At 70.2% G+C, this 17313-nt stretch carries 16 protein-coding genes; 8 read left to right on the top strand and 8 right to left on the bottom strand.

Annotated features, from left to right (window positions below):
- Positions 1-57 precede the first annotated feature (57 nt).
- Positions 58-1413, bottom strand: a complete 1356-nt coding sequence (locus E1181_RS08190; protein ID WP_132673349.1) for an Hsp70 family protein — start codon at positions 1411-1413, stop codon at positions 58-60.
- A 301-nt stretch (positions 1414-1714) separates the two neighbouring features.
- Between E1181_RS08190 and E1181_RS08185 the strand changes: the two genes are divergently transcribed.
- From E1181_RS08185 to E1181_RS08175, 3 genes are all read left to right on the top strand, one after another.
- Positions 1715-3460, top strand: a complete 1746-nt coding sequence (locus E1181_RS08185) for an IniB N-terminal domain-containing protein (protein ID WP_132673348.1) — start codon at positions 1715-1717, stop codon at positions 3458-3460.
- Between the two features lie 175 nt (positions 3461-3635).
- The gene (locus E1181_RS08180; RefSeq protein ID WP_132673347.1) at positions 3636-5447 is read left to right on the top strand and encodes a dynamin family protein; all 1812 of its coding nucleotides are present in this window, start codon (positions 3636-3638) and stop codon (positions 5445-5447) included.
- On the top strand, positions 5444-7498 hold the full coding sequence (locus E1181_RS08175) for a dynamin family protein (RefSeq protein WP_132673346.1): 2055 nt from the start codon (positions 5444-5446) through the stop codon (positions 7496-7498). Before E1181_RS08180 ends, E1181_RS08175 begins: the two co-directional genes overlap by 4 nt.
- A gap of 22 nt (positions 7499-7520) precedes the next feature.
- Here E1181_RS08175 and E1181_RS08170 read toward each other — a convergent pair whose 3' ends face one another.
- The 5 genes from E1181_RS08170 to E1181_RS08150 all read right to left on the bottom strand — a co-directional run bounded on the left by E1181_RS08170 (position 7521) and on the right by E1181_RS08150 (position 11981).
- A complete protein-coding gene (locus E1181_RS08170; RefSeq protein ID WP_132673345.1) occupies positions 7521-8993 on the bottom strand; it encodes a gluconokinase in 1473 nt (490 codons plus the stop codon).
- Between the two features lie 56 nt (positions 8994-9049).
- Positions 9050-9355: a Uma2 family endonuclease gene (locus E1181_RS08165; protein ID WP_165944549.1), complete on the bottom strand. Its 306-nt coding sequence runs from the start codon at positions 9353-9355 to the stop codon at positions 9050-9052.
- Positions 9355-9597 (bottom strand): hypothetical protein, encoded by a 243-nt coding sequence (locus E1181_RS08160; protein WP_132673343.1) that lies wholly within the window; start codon positions 9595-9597, stop codon positions 9355-9357. Before E1181_RS08160 ends, E1181_RS08165 begins: the two co-directional genes overlap by 1 nt.
- 66 nt (positions 9598-9663) lie before the next feature.
- A complete protein-coding gene (locus E1181_RS08155) occupies positions 9664-10716 on the bottom strand; it encodes an aspartate-semialdehyde dehydrogenase (protein WP_132673342.1) in 1053 nt (350 codons plus the stop codon).
- Positions 10716-11981 carry an aspartate kinase gene (locus E1181_RS08150; protein ID WP_132673341.1) on the bottom strand — a complete coding sequence of 422 codons (1266 nt, stop codon included), beginning with the start codon at positions 11979-11981 and terminating at the stop codon, positions 10716-10718. Before E1181_RS08150 ends, E1181_RS08155 begins: the two co-directional genes overlap by 1 nt.
- Before the next feature lie 405 nt (positions 11982-12386).
- Here E1181_RS08150 and E1181_RS08145 point away from each other — a divergent pair, with 405 nt between their 5' ends.
- Positions 12387-13499 carry a glycosyltransferase family protein gene (locus E1181_RS08145; protein WP_235876609.1) on the top strand — a complete coding sequence of 371 codons (1113 nt, stop codon included), beginning with the start codon at positions 12387-12389 and terminating at the stop codon, positions 13497-13499.
- Positions 13500-13610: 111 nt separating this feature from the next.
- Positions 13611-14201 (top strand): nitroreductase family protein, encoded by a 591-nt coding sequence (locus tag E1181_RS08140; protein WP_207922052.1) that lies wholly within the window; start codon positions 13611-13613, stop codon positions 14199-14201.
- 86 nt (positions 14202-14287) lie between these two features.
- Here the strand turns inward: E1181_RS08140 and E1181_RS08135 are convergent, their stop codons facing one another.
- Both E1181_RS08135 and E1181_RS08130 read right to left on the bottom strand, forming a co-directional pair.
- Positions 14288-14524 (bottom strand): hypothetical protein, encoded by a 237-nt coding sequence (locus E1181_RS08135; protein WP_132673338.1) that lies wholly within the window; start codon positions 14522-14524, stop codon positions 14288-14290.
- Between the two features lie 3 nt (positions 14525-14527).
- Positions 14528-14953 carry a DUF2269 family protein gene (locus tag E1181_RS08130; RefSeq protein WP_132673337.1) on the bottom strand — a complete coding sequence of 142 codons (426 nt, stop codon included), beginning with the start codon at positions 14951-14953 and terminating at the stop codon, positions 14528-14530.
- 85 nt (positions 14954-15038) lie between these two features.
- Here E1181_RS08130 and E1181_RS08125 point away from each other — a divergent pair, with 85 nt between their 5' ends.
- The 3 genes from E1181_RS08125 to E1181_RS08115 all read left to right on the top strand — a co-directional run bounded on the left by E1181_RS08125 (position 15039) and on the right by E1181_RS08115 (position 17307).
- The gene (locus E1181_RS08125) at positions 15039-15368 is read left to right on the top strand and encodes a PadR family transcriptional regulator (RefSeq protein WP_132673336.1); all 330 of its coding nucleotides are present in this window, start codon (positions 15039-15041) and stop codon (positions 15366-15368) included.
- A complete protein-coding gene (locus E1181_RS08120) occupies positions 15365-15988 on the top strand; it encodes a permease prefix domain 1-containing protein (protein ID WP_132673335.1) in 624 nt (207 codons plus the stop codon). The genes E1181_RS08125 and E1181_RS08120 overlap by 4 nt, the downstream gene beginning before the upstream one ends.
- A 224-nt stretch (positions 15989-16212) precedes the next feature.
- The gene (locus E1181_RS08115; protein WP_235876607.1) at positions 16213-17307 is read left to right on the top strand and encodes an aminotransferase class V-fold PLP-dependent enzyme; all 1095 of its coding nucleotides are present in this window, start codon (positions 16213-16215) and stop codon (positions 17305-17307) included.
- The last annotated feature ends 6 nt before the right edge of the window (positions 17308-17313 follow it).

Genomic DNA, 17313 nt, shown 5'->3' with positions numbered 1-17313 from the left:
GGGGGCGGATCCAGTTGCGCGGTATGCCGTTCCGTTAACGAAATAACGATCACGGAGCTACTTGAGGAGATCCATCACGCCGGTGATCGAGTGGTCCTTGGTCATGAAGGTGATCACGATGCCCACGGCGATCAGCAGTGCCGCGACCACGAGCTTGATGATCTTCATGCGCTTCGCCCGCGCTTCGTCGGGGGGCTCGATCGGCATCGGCTCGACGTCGATCGGCGGGCGCTCGACGGGTTCGGGCTCGTCATCGACGTCGTCGTCGGCGTCGAAGCCCTCGACGCGCATCAGCACGCTGGTCTCGGCGACCGAACCCCGGTCGGTGTGGGTGGACAGCACCTGCTGCGCGGCCAGCGCAGCTCCGCTGGCCGCGGTGAGCTCGGGCGCCACGTCGACCAGCGGCGGGGTCTGCAACCGCTCGGCGACCAGCTGCTTGAGCATCGGGGTGCGCGCGGTCCCGCCCGCCAGCACCACGGTCTCGACGTCGTCGGGGCGCAACGACGCCGACTGCACGGCCTGCGAGATCAGCTCGGGCACCCGCTCCAGGTGCGGGCGCGCCAGCTGCTCGTAGCGGGCGCGGGAGATCCCGAACTCGGTGCGCACGCCCGGCAGGTCGACCCACATCGACACACCTGCCTGGTGCGACAGCGCCTCCTTGGCCCGCACGCACTCGCCGCGCAGCTTGGCCAGCGCCGCCCGGTGTTTGACGTCGGAGGGGTCGAGCTCGCCGATCTGCGCCGGGAACTGCTCGCCGATCAGCCCGAACAGCGCGTCGTCGAGGTCCTGGCCGGAGGGGTGGTCGGTGCTCAGCGGCGAGCCGACGACGTCGAAGGTGGGGTGGCGGCGGCGCAGCACGGTGGCGTCGAAACCGCTGCCGCCGACGTTGGCGACCACGATCGGATGCTGTTCCTCCACTCGCTGCTTGCTGGCGTAGTCGAGGGCGACGGCGGTCGGCTCGGGGATCAAGGTGACCTCGGTGATCCCGAGCTGGGCCAGCGCCTGCTGGACCAGGTGCACCCGGTGCGGGCCCCAGCTGGAGCTGTGGGCCACGGCGATGTGCTCGGGCGGGTACCCCTGCCGCTGGGTGACCGCGTCGGAGACCCACTCGATCATCGCGGCGACCAGGCGCTGCGCCGGGACGAACTCGCTGCCGACCACCAGCGGCAGGTCGTCGCCGAGCCTGCTGGTGAAGCCGCGAGCGACCCACTCGTGGTGGCTGATCTCCTGGCGGGCGGCGGCCTCCCCGGCCACGAAAGATCCGTCCTGGACCTTGCACAGCACCGTCGGCACCACCGGGCCGTTGGTCGCCAAGGGCACGGGAACGGTCGCCGTCCAGCGGCCACCGTCGCGCCTGGCCGTGGCGGCGGTCGTCACCGTCGCGCCCAGGTGAACGCCCAGGACGTAAGGCATGCAATCCCTTCGTGTCACCGACTCGCGTGTGCCTTGCCAGGTTCCCCGATCGAGGGTCTTGCGCGCGGCCGGGGTGCCCACAATTTAGCGGCATTCGATTACGGAGCGGTTCCGGACTCCCCTAGCTACCCCCCAACGGCCTACCTAACCGACCCCCTAATAGAGATCTCGATAACTAGGAGTCGTACCCGATGGCTGGGGGGTGTCCCGTCCCTACTGTGATCAACACAGGAGTGAGGGAACGGCACGACCTCACTCGGTCCACCTAGCCGAGTACCGCTGAGCATCGGGAGGTCCGACGATGGCGAACCCTCAGCACCCCTCTGGTCAGGCCGAGTCCCCCATCTCCGACCCCGGGACGCACTCCAACTCCGGCCTGTCCGCGGAACCGACGCTGCACGAGTTCCTCACGCGCCTCGTCAGCGATCCGGCCGCACGGTCGGCCTTCGACGCTGATCCGCAAGCCACGCTGGATCAGGTCGGACTCGGGGAAATGAGCGCGACAGACGTGCTGCAAGCCACGTCGCTGGTCCTCGACTACGCGCCGGTCGAGGTGGTCAACGCGTACGAACGCTCGCTTTCGAGCAGCGTCGAGAAGTTCGCGGCGAGCAACCAGCATGTCGCGATCAGCGAACTGCATCCCGCACATCCACACGAGCAGGAAGAACTCAGCATGCTGCAGAACACCCCCTCTGACGACTTCGGCCCCGGCGGCGACGTCGACGCTCAGATGCCTGCCCCGGCCCCGGCTCCGAGCGGCGACACCAACGTCGACATCGAGCACACCGACGTCGACTCGCACAACGTCGTCAACGTGCACGACGTGCTCTCGGGCAACGAGATCCTGTCGGGCAACTCCGTCAACATCGGTGACAACCTCGACCTGTCCTCCACCGTCGGTTCGGTCACCAGCACCGCCACCCACGTGTTCGACAGCTCGCTGAACGTCGGCGCGGCCACCGGTTCGCTGGTGCACGGCGACGTCACCAACGTGGTCGGCGACGTGGCCTCGGGCAACGTCACCGACGTGGTCACCAACGCCCCGGTCGTGGGCGACGTGGCCGCCAACGTCACCCAGGTCGTGGGCGACGCCCCGGTCGTGGGCGACGTCGTCGGCGACGTGACCTCGGGCGACATCACCGGTGTTGCCGGTGACCTGACCTCCACCGTTTCCGAGGCCCCCGTCGTGGGCGACGTCGTCGGCAACGTGACCTCGGGCGACGTGACCGGCATCGCCGGTGACCTGACCTCGACCGTCTCCGAGGCCCCGGTCGTCGGCGACGTCGTCGGCACCGTTGCCGGTGGCGACGTGACCGGCATCGCCGGTGACCTGACCTCCACCGTCTCCGGCGGAGACGCGCTGGGCGTCGTGGCCGGCCTCCCGGTCGTGGGCGACATCGCCTCCACCGCCACCAGCACCATCGGCTCCGTGCCGGTCGTGGGCGACGTGGCCGCCAGCGTGACCTCGGGCGACGTGACCGGTGTGGCCGGCACGCTGACCGACGCCGGCGCGAACGTGCCGGTCGTGGGCGACGCCCTGGGCGACGTGACCTCGGGTGACGTCACCGGCGCCGTCTCCAACGTCCCGGTCGTCGGCGAGGTCGCCGACACCGCCACCGGCGCGCTGAGCAACGTCCCGGTCGTGGGCGACGTGGCCGGCGGTGCCGCTGGCGGCAACCTGGTCAACAACGTCCCGGTCGGCCCGGAGGCCCTCGGCGACGTGACCGGCACGGTCACCGACGCCGTTGCCAACGTCCCGGTCGCCGGCGACCTCGCCAGCTCCGTGACCGACACCGTTGCCGGTGGCGACGTCACCGCGCTGCCGGTCGACGACCTGTCCTCCGCGCTGCCCACCGACGCGCTGCCGGTCGAGGACGTCACCTCGGCGCTGCCGCTGGACGCCGCTCCGCTGGCCCCGGTCGGCGACGTGGCCTCGCACCTGCCGGCCCCGAGCGACCTGCCGGTCGCGGGCCCGATCGTCGGCGAGCCGCTGGAGGACCTGACCAGCACCGCCACGGACGCGCTGCCGCTGGACGGCCTGCTCTGATCGCTCTCCGCGACTGAGCATTGAAGATGCCGGGATCCGCTCCCTGAGTGGATCCCGGCATTTTTCACATTCCGGAAAATTTCGCGCGCCTCATCAACACGGCGAGTGCGCGCCAGCGATGTGAGTTCAACCGATTGGGTTTCTCTAACCGCCGCGGCACGACACAATGGCCGCCGTGATCGAGACGGCGTTGGTGGAACTGATCGATCGCGCTACTGCCGAGTGCGCCGAGCAGCAGCGCGCCGATCTGCATGGCCGCCTGCGCCAGATCAGGACCAGAGTCCTCGACCCGACCCAGCTCGTGCTGGTCGTCGGAGAGTCGAAGCAAGGAAAGTCCGCGCTGGTCAACGCCATCGTGAACGCTCCCGTGTGCCCGTCCGGCGACGACGTCACCACGACCGTGCCGACCCTCGTGCGCTACGCCGACGAGCCCACCGCGCTGCTGATCGAGCAGGAACCCGCGCGCGGACCGATCGCGCTGGACCGCACTCCGGTGCCGATCGACCAGGTCCGCGAGCACATGGAACGCGCCGTCGCCAACGGCCGTCCGGTCACCCGGGGTGAGATCGGCATCCCCCGAGCGGTGCTGCAGAACGGTCTGGCGCTCATGGACACCCCCGGTGTGGGCAGCGTCTCATCTTTTCTCACCAGCACGACGCTCTCCGTGGTCGCCGAAGCCGACGCGCTGCTGATGGTGTCCGATTCGACCCAGGAACTGACCACCAACGAGCTGGCGTTCCTCAAGCAGGCCACCGCGCTGTGCCCGAACATCGCGCTGGTGATGCCCAAGATCGACCGGACCCCGCACTGGCGGAAGGTCCTGGAGGTCAACCGGAAGCACCTGAGCAACGCGGGCGTCTCGGCGAAGCTGTTCCCGGTCTCGGCCGACATCCGGATGCGCGCCATGCAGTCGCGCAACACCAATCTCAACGCCGAGTCGGGATTCCCGCAGCTGCTGGAGTTCCTGCAGACCGAGCTCGCCGGCCAGCACGAGCAGTTCACGCGAAGGCTGGTGGCGCACAACGTCTCCGAGGCGCTGACCCAGATCAACGACTCGCTGCGCGCCGAGCTCGCCGCGCAGAACCCGCGCACCGCCGCCGAAACGCTGGTCGAGCTGGAGACCGCGCAACGCCGGGCCGAGGACCTGCGCCGCATCTCGCAGCACTGGCAGAAGACGCTAAACGACGGCATCTCCGAGCTGTTCACCGACATCGAGTACGACTTCCGGGAACGCACCTGGGCGGTGCTGCACGAGGTCAACGAGATCTTCGAGGTCGCCGACCCGCTGATGATCTGGGACGACTTCATCCGGTGGATGCAGGCCCGGCTCACCGATGCGATCAACGAGACCTTCGGCTGGCTGGAGCAGCGCCAGCAGCGGCTCGCCGAGATGGTCGCCGAGCAGATGCCGCCGCAGCAGCTCAGCCGCCCGCCCGAGCTGAACCCGGTGCTGGCACCGGACCCCCTCGACGAGGTCCCCGGCCCGAAGCTGCCGACGGGCGCCGACTACAAGAACTCCGACAAGGTCCTCACCGGTCTGCGCGGTTCCTACGGCGGCGTGCTGATGTTCGGCCTGATCACCACGATGGCCGGGCTGCCGCTGATGAACGTCGTGTCGATCTCGGCCGGTGTGCTGCTGGGTTCCAAGAGCCTCAAGGAAGAGAAGGACATGCGGCTGCGCCGCCGCCAGACCGAGGCCAAGAGCAACGTGCAGCGGCACATCGAGCAGGTGATCTTCCAGGTCAACAAGGACTCGAAGGACACCATCCGCGCGATCCACAAGGCGCTGCACAAGCACTTCACCCGGATCACCGAGGACGCCCAGATGGAGATCAGCCAGTCCATCCAGGCGATCAAGCGCTCCGCGGAGCGCAGCGCGGTGGACCGCGACCAGCGGGCGCGGGAGATCAAGCAGAAGCTGGAGGAGATCACCGTGCTCCGCCGGCGGGTCACCCAGCTCACGCAGAACCGGATCACCGCCGCATGAGCACCGAAGCACTGCTGGAGCGGGCCAAGGGCCTGCTGATGCGGACGATGACGTTCTACCGCGACGACCCGCGCACGTCGACGTGGCTGCGCGACCGCCTGGAACGGCTCGACCAACCCCTGCGGATCGCGGTCAGCGGGCGGGTGAAGTCGGGCAAGTCGACGCTGATCAACGCGCTGATCGGCACCGACCTGGCGCCCACCGACGCCGAGGAGCGCACCCAGGTCACGACGTTCTACCAGTACGGGCCGGAACCGAAGATCCTGGTGCACACCCCGCACGGCGCGGTGCAGAACGTCCCGGTGTCCACACTGGACTCGGCGACGATCCGGGATCTGCAGCACTGGCGTCCGGACGAGGTCTCCCGGCTGGTCATCGAATCCCCGACACCGGGCCTGCAGGCCATCACGCTGATCGAGACGCCCGGCGTGGCCTCGGCGGCCGTGCAGGAGACCGGCCGCTCCGCGCTCGCTCAGATCCTCTCCGAGTCCGACGCGGTGCTCTACCTGACCCGCTACCCGCGCCAGACCGACCTGCAGTTCCTGCAGTCGGTCAACGAGCTGCAGACCGCGCGCTCCGTGCCGATCAACACCATCGTCGCGTTCTCCCGCGCCGACGAGACCGGCGACGGCGGCGCCGATGCGCTGGCCGCCGCCGAGCGGATCGCCGACCGCTACCGCTCCGACCCGACGCTGAGCGCGTTCGCCCAGCACTTCATCCCGGTCGTCGGCCTGCTCGGGCAGGCGTCGTCGACGATGACCGAGGACGACTTCAAGATCCTCGCCTACTTGGCGCGGCTCTCCGACACCGACCGGGACACGCTGCTGCTGTCCGCGGAGCGGTTCATCAAGGCGGGACTGGAGGCCGTGCCGTCGGAGATCCGGCAGCGGCTGCTGGAGCGCTTCGGCCACTACGGCATCGCGCGCTCGCTGGACCTGCTGCGCGGCGGGGTCGGCACGGCCCAGCAGCTGCAGCAGGAGCTGCTGGAGGCCAGCGGGCTCACGACCCTGCAGGAGACGCTGCACTCGCAGTTCGTGGAACGCCAGGACGCGCTGCGCGCCCGGTCCGCGCTGCTCGCGGTGGACATGGTGCTGCGCGCCAACCCGCGTCCCGGGGTGCAGCAGCTGCTCGGCGAGTTCGAGCGGGTGCTCACCAACGCCCACGAGTGGGACGAGCTGCGCGCTCTGTCCGCTCTGGACGCCGGGCAGATCCGCTTCGCCCGCCCGCTGCAGGCCGAGGCCAAGCGGCTGCTCGGCGCCTCCGGGCACTCACCGCACCAGCGGCTGGGCCTGGACGAGACGGCGATGATCGCCGACGTCGCCGACGAGGCCACCGCCACTCTCTCCCGCTGGCGCGAGCAGGCCGTCAACCCAATGCTCGACCGGGCTCACCGCGACGCCGTCCGGACCGTCCTGCGCAGCGCGGAACGCGTGATCCTGCACCAGATCCAGAACCAGGGGAATCCGCAGCAGGCCGCCCAGGCCCAAGCCCAGCAACAAGCCCGCGCCGCTCAGGCGCAGGCCCAATCCCAGGCGCAGGCGCAGGCCGAGCGTGCGCGGCAGGCCGCAGAGGCCGAGCAGGCCCGGCGCGCAGCGGAAGCCGAGCAAGCACGCCAAGCCGCCGAAGCGGAACAGGCCCGCCAGGCCGCGGAGGCGGAACGGGCCCGTCAGGCAGCCGAGGCCGAGCGCGCCCGGCAGGCCGCTGAAGCCGAGCAGGCCCGGCAGGCCGCCGAGGCGGAACGGGCCCGCCAGGAGCAGGCCGCCGCCCAAGCCCGGCAGGGCGAGTGGTCGACCTCGGCGCGCAGCACGGACACCCCCGGGAAGACCCCGGCCACCCAGTTCCTGCAGCAGAACGACCACCCGACCGGGCGCCGAGCGCTCCGCGAGGTGGGCACCAGCACGGGCCGCCGGCGGCGGGCCGAGCCGGAGCAGGGCGAGTCCCGCACCCGCTCCGCGGTCAACCCGCCCACCGGCAGCCACGCCAGACCGGACCCCGAGGAGTCCTCCCACCACGTCGATCCGACCCCCTCGGGCCGCCATTCCCGAGGCTGATCCCCCTCAGGGCCGGTCCGAGTCAGAGGGACAGGTCGCGGAGGGTTCGGTGGAGCTGGTCGATGAGAGGACGGCGGCGGGCCAGGAGATCCGCTGCGGCCGGATCCGGGGCGACCTGGGACTCGACGGCGACCAGCTCCGCTGCGTGGGCCAGGGAGTCGATCTCGCCCAGGGCTCGCCAGGCCAGCAGCACCGCACCCAGACCCGATCCGCCGCTGCCCTCGGCCAGGTCGAGGTTCATGTTCAGCGCGGAGGCGATGGTCTCGGCCCAGATGCGGCTGCGGAAACCCCCGCCGGTGGCGCGCACCGCGCGGACCTCGGCGCCGGATTCGGTGACCGCGTCGCGGACCAGGGCGAGCTGCTGGGCGACGCCCTCGATGACGGCGCGAGTCATCTCGGCGCGGCCGTGCGAGCGGCGCAGACCGAGGAAGGCCCCGGTCAGGCCCGGTTCCCACCAGGGGGCGCGCTCGCCGAGCAGGTACGGCAGGGCCATCAGGCCGTCGGCGCCGGCCGGGACCCGGGCGGCCTCGTCGAGCAGGTCGGCGACGTCCACGCCGAACGCCTCCGCCGCCCACTGGCCGGCGACGCCGCCGTTGCTCACCGCGCCACCGATCACCCACAGGCCGTCGGCGATCGCGTAGCTGAAGGTGCGGCAGCGGTCGTCCACACCCGGCTTGTCCCGGGTCACCCGCAGCGCACCGCTGGTGCCCAGCGACAGCGCCGCCACGCCGGGAGCCACCGCGCCCACACCGAGGTTGGCCAGCGGCCCGTCACCGCCGCCGAGCACGACCGGCAACCCGGCCGGGAGCCCGACGGCCTCGGCGACCTGCGGCGCGAGCGGGACCGAGGCCGTCGGCTCGCGGAGTTCGGGCAGCTGCTCGGCGCGGATGCCCGCCACCTCCAGCGCGGGTTCGTGCCAGGTCAGCGAGTGCATGTCCTGCAGGCCGCTGCCGGAGCTCAGCGAGTGCTCGGTGACGAACTCGCCGGTGAAGGCGGTGACGACGAAATCCTTGAGCGCGCACCAGCGTTCGACCTCGCCGACGTCGGCTCCGCCCGAGGTCAGCCAGGCCAGCTTCACCATGACCGACTGGGTGTGCACGGGAGTTCCGGTCGCCCGGTGCAGCGCCGAGGAGGTCTCCGGCTCGGCGCGCAGCCGCGCGGCGGCGTCGGCGGCCCGCGTGTCGGCCCAGTTGAACGCGCGCGTGGCGGGTTCGCCACGGGAGTCCAGCCCGACCAGGGTGTGCATCGCGCTGCTGAACGACAGCCCGGCGACCTCGTGCCCCTGCTCCCGCGCCCACGCCGCGCAGTCGGCCAGCGCCTCGATCGCGGCCCGCAGCACCTCCGCGGCGTCCTGGGTGGCCTCACCCGACTCGTCAGTGCGCAGCGGGTAGCCGCGCTCGGTGGTGTGCAGCACCCGCGCATCGGTGCCTGCGGCGACGACCTTGGTGGCAGTGGTGCCGAGATCGACACCCAGAACGACCGGGACAGAGCTCATGCCCCGAACCTATCCGCCCGATTCGCACCCGTTCGGCCCAGGCGGCGTGCCCAGGATCACTCCCGCTTCGGCACGACCCTGGCTCTCAAGGCGTCGAGATCGATCCGCAGGTCGAAGGGCTGGTCGGTCATGAACACCCCTGTGCCGTTGAAGTCCTGCTCGTAAACACCGTCGACCAGCCGATACGCGGTGAGCTTCGGCTGCGCGGCGATGTCGAGAATCCAGTAATGGGGAATGCCCGCCTCGGCGTACTCGGCATGCTTGGCACCGAGGTCATCGACGGGTGGCACCACCTCAACCGCTAGCAGGACGTCGTCGGCGTAGATGTGCGCCGGGGCGGCCAGAATCCGTTCCAGGCTCATCAGCGAGCACATCGGGAAACACGAACCGTGGCCGGGAACGTCCCATCGACCACGACTTCAGGCGCGAGAACTGCGGTCCACTCCGCAGGCGCGACCAGATCCAACGCAGCGCTGGTCCGCGAGAGCACGAGCTGGTGGAAAGCCCCCGCCTTCGGAAACACACCTTCACGCAGCTCGTAGAGCTGCGAGTTGTCCTCAGGGAGCGCGGAGAACTCCGCCAGACTCATTCGCCGATCGGTCACCGGGCGAAAATAGGGGCGCCCACTCCCTCTGGTGAAGGAGTGGGCGCCCTTGAGTGCCTGATCAGGTCACTTGGCGAGAGTTTCGGCGATCTCGTAGGTGTTGAGGGCCGCGCCCTTGCGGAGGTTGTCGCCGCAGACGAAGAAGTCCAGCGTGTTCGGGAAGTCCAGCGCCTGGCGGACGCGACCGACGTGGGTCGGGTCGCCGCCGACGACGGCCGCCGGGGTCGGGAACACGCCGTTGTCGTGGTCGTCGTCCAGCACGATCGTCGGCTGCTCGGAGAAGAGCTTGTGCGCCTGCTCCACCGACACCTCGCGCTCGAAGGTGGCGTGCACCGCCAGCGAGTGCGTGGTCAGCACCGGGACGCGGACGCAGGTCGCGGAGACCTTCAGTCCTGGGATCCCCAGGATCTTGCGGGACTCGTTGCGGACCTTGAGCTCCTCGGAGGTCCAGCCGTCGTCCTTGCGGGAACCCGCCCACGGGACCACGTTGAGCGCCAGCGGCGCCTTGAACGGGGTCTCGGCGGACAGACCGGCCGCGGCCAGGGCCTCGGCGACGTCACCGGCGCGGACGCCGAGCTGCTTGCCCGCCACCGCCTCCAGCTCCGCGTAGAGCCGGTCGATGCCGTCCTGACCAGCACCGGAAGCGGCCTGGTAGGAGGAGACGACCAGTTCGCGCAGGCCGAACTCGCGGTGCAGCGCACCCAGAGCCGCCATCATCGACAGCGTCGTGCAGTTCGGGTTGGCGATGATGCCCTTGGGGCGCTCGTGCACCTTCTCCGGGTTGACCTCGGGCACCACCAGCGGCACCTCGGGGTCCATCCGGAAGGCGCCGGAGTTGTCGACCGCGACGGCACCGCGCGAGGCGGCCACCGGGGCCCACTCGGCAGAGATCTCGTCCGGCACGTCGAACAGCGCGATGTCCACGCCGTCGAACGCCTCGGGGGCCAGCGCGACCACGGTGTTGTCCTCGCCGCGGACGGTGATCTTCTTGCCCGCCGAGCGCTGCGAGGCGATCAGCCGGATCTCACCCCACGGCACGGAGTCGCGGTTGTTGATGATGTCGATCATGACCGTGCCGACGGCACCGGTGGCGCCGACGATCGCGAGCGTGGGTGCCATCAGCGACCACTCCCCGCGTACACGACCGCTTCCTCGTCGCCACCGAGCTCGAAGGCCGCGTGCAGGGCCTGCACGGCGGTGTCGAGCTGGGTGTCCTGGATCAGCACCGAGATGCGGATCTCCGAGGTGTTGATGATGTCGATGTTCACGCCCGCGTTGGACAGCGCCTCGCAGAACGTGGCCGTCACGCCGGGGTGCGAGCGCATGCCCGCGCCGACCAGCGAGACCTTGCCGACCTGGTCGTCGTAGACGACCTCCTCGAAGCCGACCTCACCGGAGATCTTCTCCAGCTCCGCCACGGCGACCGCACCGTTGCTGCGGGCCACTGTGAAGGTGATGTCGGTCTTGCCGGACGCGGTGCCGGAGATGTTCTGCAGCACCATGTCGATGTCGATTTCGGCGTCAGCGACCACGCGGAAGATGCGGCCCGCGACGCCCGGGTTGTCCGGCACACCGCGCACGGTGACCTTGGCCTCCGACCGGTCGTGCGAGACGCCGGTGATCATCGCCTGTTCCACGGAAAGGTCCTCCACTGAACCGGACACTGTCGTGCCGGGCTTGGGCGAGTAAGACGAGCGGACGTGCAGCGGCACGCCGTAGCGGCGGGCGTACTCCACCGCGCGCAGGTGCAGCACCTTCGCGCCGGTCGCCGCCATCTCCAGCATCTCCTCGTAGGTGATGTGGTCGAGGTGCTTCGCGTCGGGCACGATGCGCGGATCGGCCGTGTAGATGCCGTCCACGTCGGTGTAGATCTCGCACACGTCGGCGTTCATGGCCGCGGCCACCGCGACGGCGGTGGTGTCCGAGCCGCCACGTCCGAGCGTGGTGATGTCCTTGGTGTCCTGCGAAACGCCCTGGAACCCGGCGACGAGCGCGACCTGGCCCTCGGCCAGCGCCTCCTGGACGCGGCCCGGCGTGACGTCGACGATCCGCGCGTTCTGGTGCGCCGAGGTGGTGATCATGCCGGCCTGCGAGCCGGTGAACGACTGGGCTTCCACGCCGAGCGACTCGACGGCCATCGCGACCAGCGCGTTGGAGATCCTCTCCCCGGCGGTCAGCAGCATGTCGAGTTCCCGCTCCGGCGGTGCCGGGTTGACCTGTTTGGCGAGGTCGAGCAGCTCGTCAGTGGTGTCACCCATCGCGGAGCAGACGACCACGACGTCGTTGCCCGCTTTGCGGGTCTCGACGATGCGTTCGGCGACCCGTTTGATGCGATCAGCACTCTCGAGTGAGGAACCGCCGTACTTCTGGACGACGAGCGCCACGTGAAACAAACCTCCTCGACCGCTGCGGCCGTCCCGGGCACGGGTTGTCCCCGTGCTGACACCGGGTGGACGAAGAGCAGTGGGACATCCGCTGGTGGGATGCGTCCTCCGCCCCGCGACCGGCGGGAGACAGCGTCGGTCGATCACGACCGAAACGGCCTTCTACCAGGTCGCTCCGCTGCCGGACTAGCCTACCGACCACCGGGGGTGAACCCCAATCACGAACGTCACGTCTACCCTGTTGGACGCGATTGTCGACAAGAGCGGAGCGTAGGGTTGTCCACCACGCAGGGCGCGCTGGAACCACCCCTGGGGGATACCGGAAACACTGCGGCTACGCAGCGGAAACAGCAGACGTCGCGAGTGAGCGGCGGCACGCGACCGGGTACACCGCAACAGCGTCGGATGATCATCGCGCTGACCCCGGCTGTGGTCTACCTCGCAATTCGGCTGGTAGGACTGCTCGTACTAGCTTGGCTCTCCGCAGTCAACGACGAATCTCTGCTGGACAACCTCAACGCCTGGGACGGGCAGTGGTACACCGAGATCGCCGCCCACGGCTACGGCGGCGTGAACCGGAGCATGGTGGACGGCTTCGGGCACCGGTACCCGGAGACCCCGCTGGCGTTCTTCCCCGGTTACCCGCTGCTGATCATGGCGATCGCGCTGATCCCGGGCGTGAGCACGATCGGCGCGGCGATCACCGCGAGCCTGATCTGCGGCGTCGTCGCCGCCTACGGCCTGGCGCGGCTGGGCGAGCGGCTCGGCGGCACCCGCAGGGTCGGGCTGCTGCTGGTGGTGCTGTTCGCCGCGGCACCCATGTCGGTGGTCCTGTCGATGGCCTACTCGGAGGCGCTGTTCTGCGCGCTGTCGATCTGGGCGCTGATCGGCGTGGTCGAGCGCAACTGGCCGCTGGCCGGGCTGTGCTGCGCGGCCGCCGGGCTGATCCGACCGACCGCCGCCGCCCTGATCGGGGTGATCGGGCTGGCCGCGGTGATCGCGATCGTCCAGCGCCGGGACTCCTGGCGGCCGTGGCTGGCCGTGCTGCTCGCACCGCTGGGCATGATCGCCTACATCGGCTGGGTGGGGCTGCAGACCGGCAAGATCAACGGCTACTTCGAGCTGCAGGCCCGCGGCTGGTCGTCGGCGTTCGACGGCGGCGCGAAGACCGCGCAGTTCGTGGTCGAGGCGCTGACCGAGGACAAGTCGGTCTTCGAGACCTTCACGGTCTGGGTGGTGCTGGCGGCGATCGTGCTGCTGGCGCTGTGCGTCTGGCACCGGCTGCCGTGGCCGCTCGTGCTCTTCGCCGCCGCCGTTCTGGTGCTGGACCTGGGCTCGGACGGCCTGATGTACTCCAAGGTGCGGTTGATGTTGCCCGCGTTCCCGCTGCTCATCCCGGTCGCCATCGGCCTGAGCAAGCGGACTCCGGCCACGGCCGTCACCACAGCGGTGCTGCTGGTGTTCTTCGGCTCCTGGCTCGGTGCCTACTCGCTGACGGCCTGGGAGTACGCCATCTGACTCGTCCCGCTCGGCGGTGCGGGTGGTGGAACCTCGGCGGCTGAGCTGCGAGGGTGGTCCTCGCGGCTCCAAGCGCGACCTTTAGCTGTCGGGAGGTTTTCGGTGACCGAACTGGACAAGACCGCGGACACCTCGGTTCCGCTGCACCCGCTGCTGGCGAAGCGCTGGAGCCCGCGCGCGCTGGACCCGGCGGCGAGGATCGACGACGAGCAGTTCACGGCGCTGTTCGAGGCCGCCCGGTGGGCTCCGTCGTGGGGGAACACGCAGCCCGCGAGGTTCATCGCCGCCCGCCGCGGCGAGTCGACCTTCGACCGCATCCACGGCACGCTCTCGCGCGGCAACAAGGGCTGGGCCGGCGACGCGGCCGCGCTGGCGATCGGCGTCGCGCAGTCGGTCAACTCCGACGGCGAACCGATGCCCTACGGCGAGTACGGGCTCGCGCTGGCCGCCCAGAACCTGGTCCTGCAGGCCGTGGCGGTGGGCTTGCACGCGCACCAGATGGCCGGTTTCGACCGCGACGCGGCCCGCGTGGAGTTCTCGGTCCCGGACGACTTCGAGCCCATGGTGGCGATCGCGATCGGCGACCTCGGCAACCTCGACGACATGCCGGAGCGCCTCGTGGAGAAGGAGCTCCGCCCCCGGGCCCGCAAGCCGCTCACCGACCTCGTCTTCACCGAGTCCTGGGGCAAACCACTCTTCTGACCTGCGATTTCGAGGTCCATTTCGAATTTCGCGCGAAATTCGGGTCCGAAAGATTCGACTCGAATTTCGCGCGAAATTCGACATGCTCACCCGGCCGGGTGGCGCGAGAGGGCTAGGAGGCCTCCGACCCCTGGGATGACGGAGAGCCAGCGGGCTCGGGTCGGGATGGTCGCGAGGGCCATCGCGATGGTGATCAGGTAGGCCGTGCCGTGCAGCGGGCCGACCAGCGAGCTGACGCCCTGCGCGTGGATCGTGGCCAGGTTGAGCAGCAGAAGCGCCAGGGTCAGGACCTCGGCGGCCGCGGCGATCTTGAGCGCGCGCACGCCTCAGGCTCCCGTCGACGAGCCGGGGCGGACGATCATGAGCACGACCACGACCGCCCACAGCAGGTTGAAGACGCCGGTGGTCGCGGTCAGCCGCTTGGCGGCCGAGGCGACCGGTTCGGTGAGCATCGCGGCCTGCGCGGGCAGGATCACCAGCGCCAGCAGCGCCGCCGCGATCACCGTCAGGACCATCGAGATCAGCAGCCACGGGTCCCCCAGGACGCCCATCTGCAGGCCGGTGGCCAGGCCGAACACCGGGACCGCGATGCCGGCCAGCGCGTAGCCGCGGCAGATCCGGTGCAGCAGCCGGGCAACGCCGGAGTCCGGTTCGGTGCGGGCGTGGCGGGGGAACAGCGAGGCGGCGACGGCGATCGGGCCGATCAGCACGATCGCCGCCAGGACGTGCACGGACAGCAGCAGCGCGGTCATCTCAGGACCTCCGGGGTCATCGCGCAACCAATAGGTAGACAAGCAATATATACCCTGCCTACCTTCACCCGATATGATGAGAAGCATGAAGGCGGACGCGGTTCGAGGGCACCTGGACGGACTCCTGCTCGCCGTGCTCGAACCAGGACCGCTGCACGGTTACGCGATCATCACCGCGGTCATGAACCGCAGCGGCGGTGCGCTCGAACTGCGCACCGGGACCATCTACCCCGCCCTCAAGCGCCTCGAACGACTCGGCCTGCTGACCAGCAGCTGGGAGTCGATCGGCGAACGGTGTCGGCGTTGCTACCGGCTCACCGACGAAGGCAGGCGCAGCCTGGCCGGGGAGCGGGCCGACTGGCGGCAGTTCACCGCCGCGATCGGCGCCGTGCTCAACCCCGGGAGCGATGCGTGAACGCGATCGAGAGCTACGCCGAGGAGCTCGCCGCCGAACTGCGCGGGCCCGCGCGCGTCAAGGCGCGCATGGTGCAGGAGATCCGAGACGGCCTGGCCGACACCGCGGCCGCGCGCGTCGAAGCCGGACTGCCTCCCGAGGAAGCCGTGCGGGACGCGGTGCGCGAGTTCGGCACGCCCGCCGAGGTCGCGCCCAGCTGCCAGCGGGAACTCACGCTCGCCCAGACCCGGCACACCGCGTTCGCGCTGCTGGCGACCGTGCCGGTGCTGCTCGGCTGCTGGCACCTGGCGTGGACGATCGGCCGCGATCAGGGCATCCCGCCGTCGCAGACCGCGCAGCTGCTGGCCACCATCGCCAGCACCGCCGCGGTCGTCGGCTTCGCCGCGCTGCTGATCACCCGGCGGCTCTCGGTGCCGGACCGGCTGCCGCTGATCATGGCCTGGACCGGCACCGCCGCCAGCATCGCGATGCCGCTGACCACGATCGCCCTGGCCACCGCACTACCGCTGGCGGACAACTGGCCGCTGCTGCTGATCATCGCCGCGGGCACCGCGGCCGCGCACTCGACGCTGGCGAACTCGGCGAAGACGTGCCGGGAGTGCGCGGAGCAAGCGCGCTGAACCGGTGGCGAATTCCCGGAATCGGCGGGAGTTCAACGGGAACATCCCCCACGACATCCGACCGGAGCTGAACGGACCACAACGATGGTCCGGTCGCATTACGCCCGCTTCCAATTTTCGGCAATTGATCACCGCTTTGGTTACATGTGGTTCTCTGATGCGGTATGACTTCACTCGTGTGGACGAGTATCAGAACGACCGCGGAAGCGCTTGATGACGCCGACGTGCTCGCTGGACTGCGCCTGCGCTACGACCTCGTCCCCGGAGTCATCCGCCTCGACGGCCACAGCGGTGGCCCGATGCCCCGCACCTCGCCCGCGCGACTGCGCCGGTTCGTCCAGCACCGCTGGGAACCGCGCAGCGGCCGCACCTCCGGCGAACCGGAGTGGCGCCGCGAGGCGCGGCTCGCGGCGCACGCCCTGGCCCCGCTGGTCGGCTCGGCCGCCGGCGAGCTCACCGTCGCCGAATCGACCTCGATCAACCTGTTCAAGGCCCTGGTCGCGGCTGCCGGGCTCCGCCCCGGACGGCCGGTGCTCGCCGTCGGACGCGACTGCTTCGGCATCGACCGCTGCCTCGCCCAGTCCGCCGCCGACCACATCGGCGGCCGGTTGCAGCTGATCGACGCCGTCGACGACCTCGCCTCGCTGCCGCTGGAGAAGATCGCGGTGGTCGCGCTGTCGCACGTGGACCTGCGCACCGGCGCGGTGCGCGACGCTGAATCGATCACCGCCCGGATCCACGGTGGCGGAGCGCTGACGCTGTGGGACCTCAGCCACTCGGCCGGAGCGCTGGACGTCGACCTGCACAGGTGGCGCGCGGACTTCGCGATCGGGTGCGGGCACAAGTTCCTGGGTGGGAGCACGACCGCGCCGTCCTTCGGCTTCGTCGCCGAACGGCACATGGCGACCTCCCCGACCGGCGGCCTGCGGCACCCGCTCGCCGACGGCTTCGCCGGACCGGCCGCGACCCTCGCGGCGGCCGAACTGCGGGACGTGCTGGCCAACCTCGACGGTGTCCCGGTCGGAGCGCTCGCGGCGAAGACGTCGGGCCTGGTGGAGCTGTTCCTGGAGCGCATCGGCGAGTTCTGCCCGGAGGCCGCGATCGAGGTGCGCACCGCCGGTTCCCCGCGCGGCGCCCAGGTCTGCCTGCGGCACGAGCAGGCGCAGCGCATCGCCGATCTGCTGTCGGACCGCAGCGTGCTGGTGGAGTTCGCCGAGCCGGACCTGATCCGCTTCAACTTCGCCCCGGCCTGGCTCTCCCACGTCGACGTCTGGCAGGCCGCGGAACGGCTGCACGCCACCCTCCACGAGATCGCCTGACTCCGA

Origin of the sequence: Saccharopolyspora terrae, from assembly GCF_004348435.1 — a bacterium.
In the GTDB taxonomy this organism is placed as follows: domain Bacteria; phylum Actinomycetota; class Actinomycetes; order Mycobacteriales; family Pseudonocardiaceae; genus Saccharopolyspora; species Saccharopolyspora endophytica.
The sequence above is the reverse complement of the archived record's forward strand: the minus strand, read 5'-3'. Positions and strand labels throughout refer to the sequence as shown.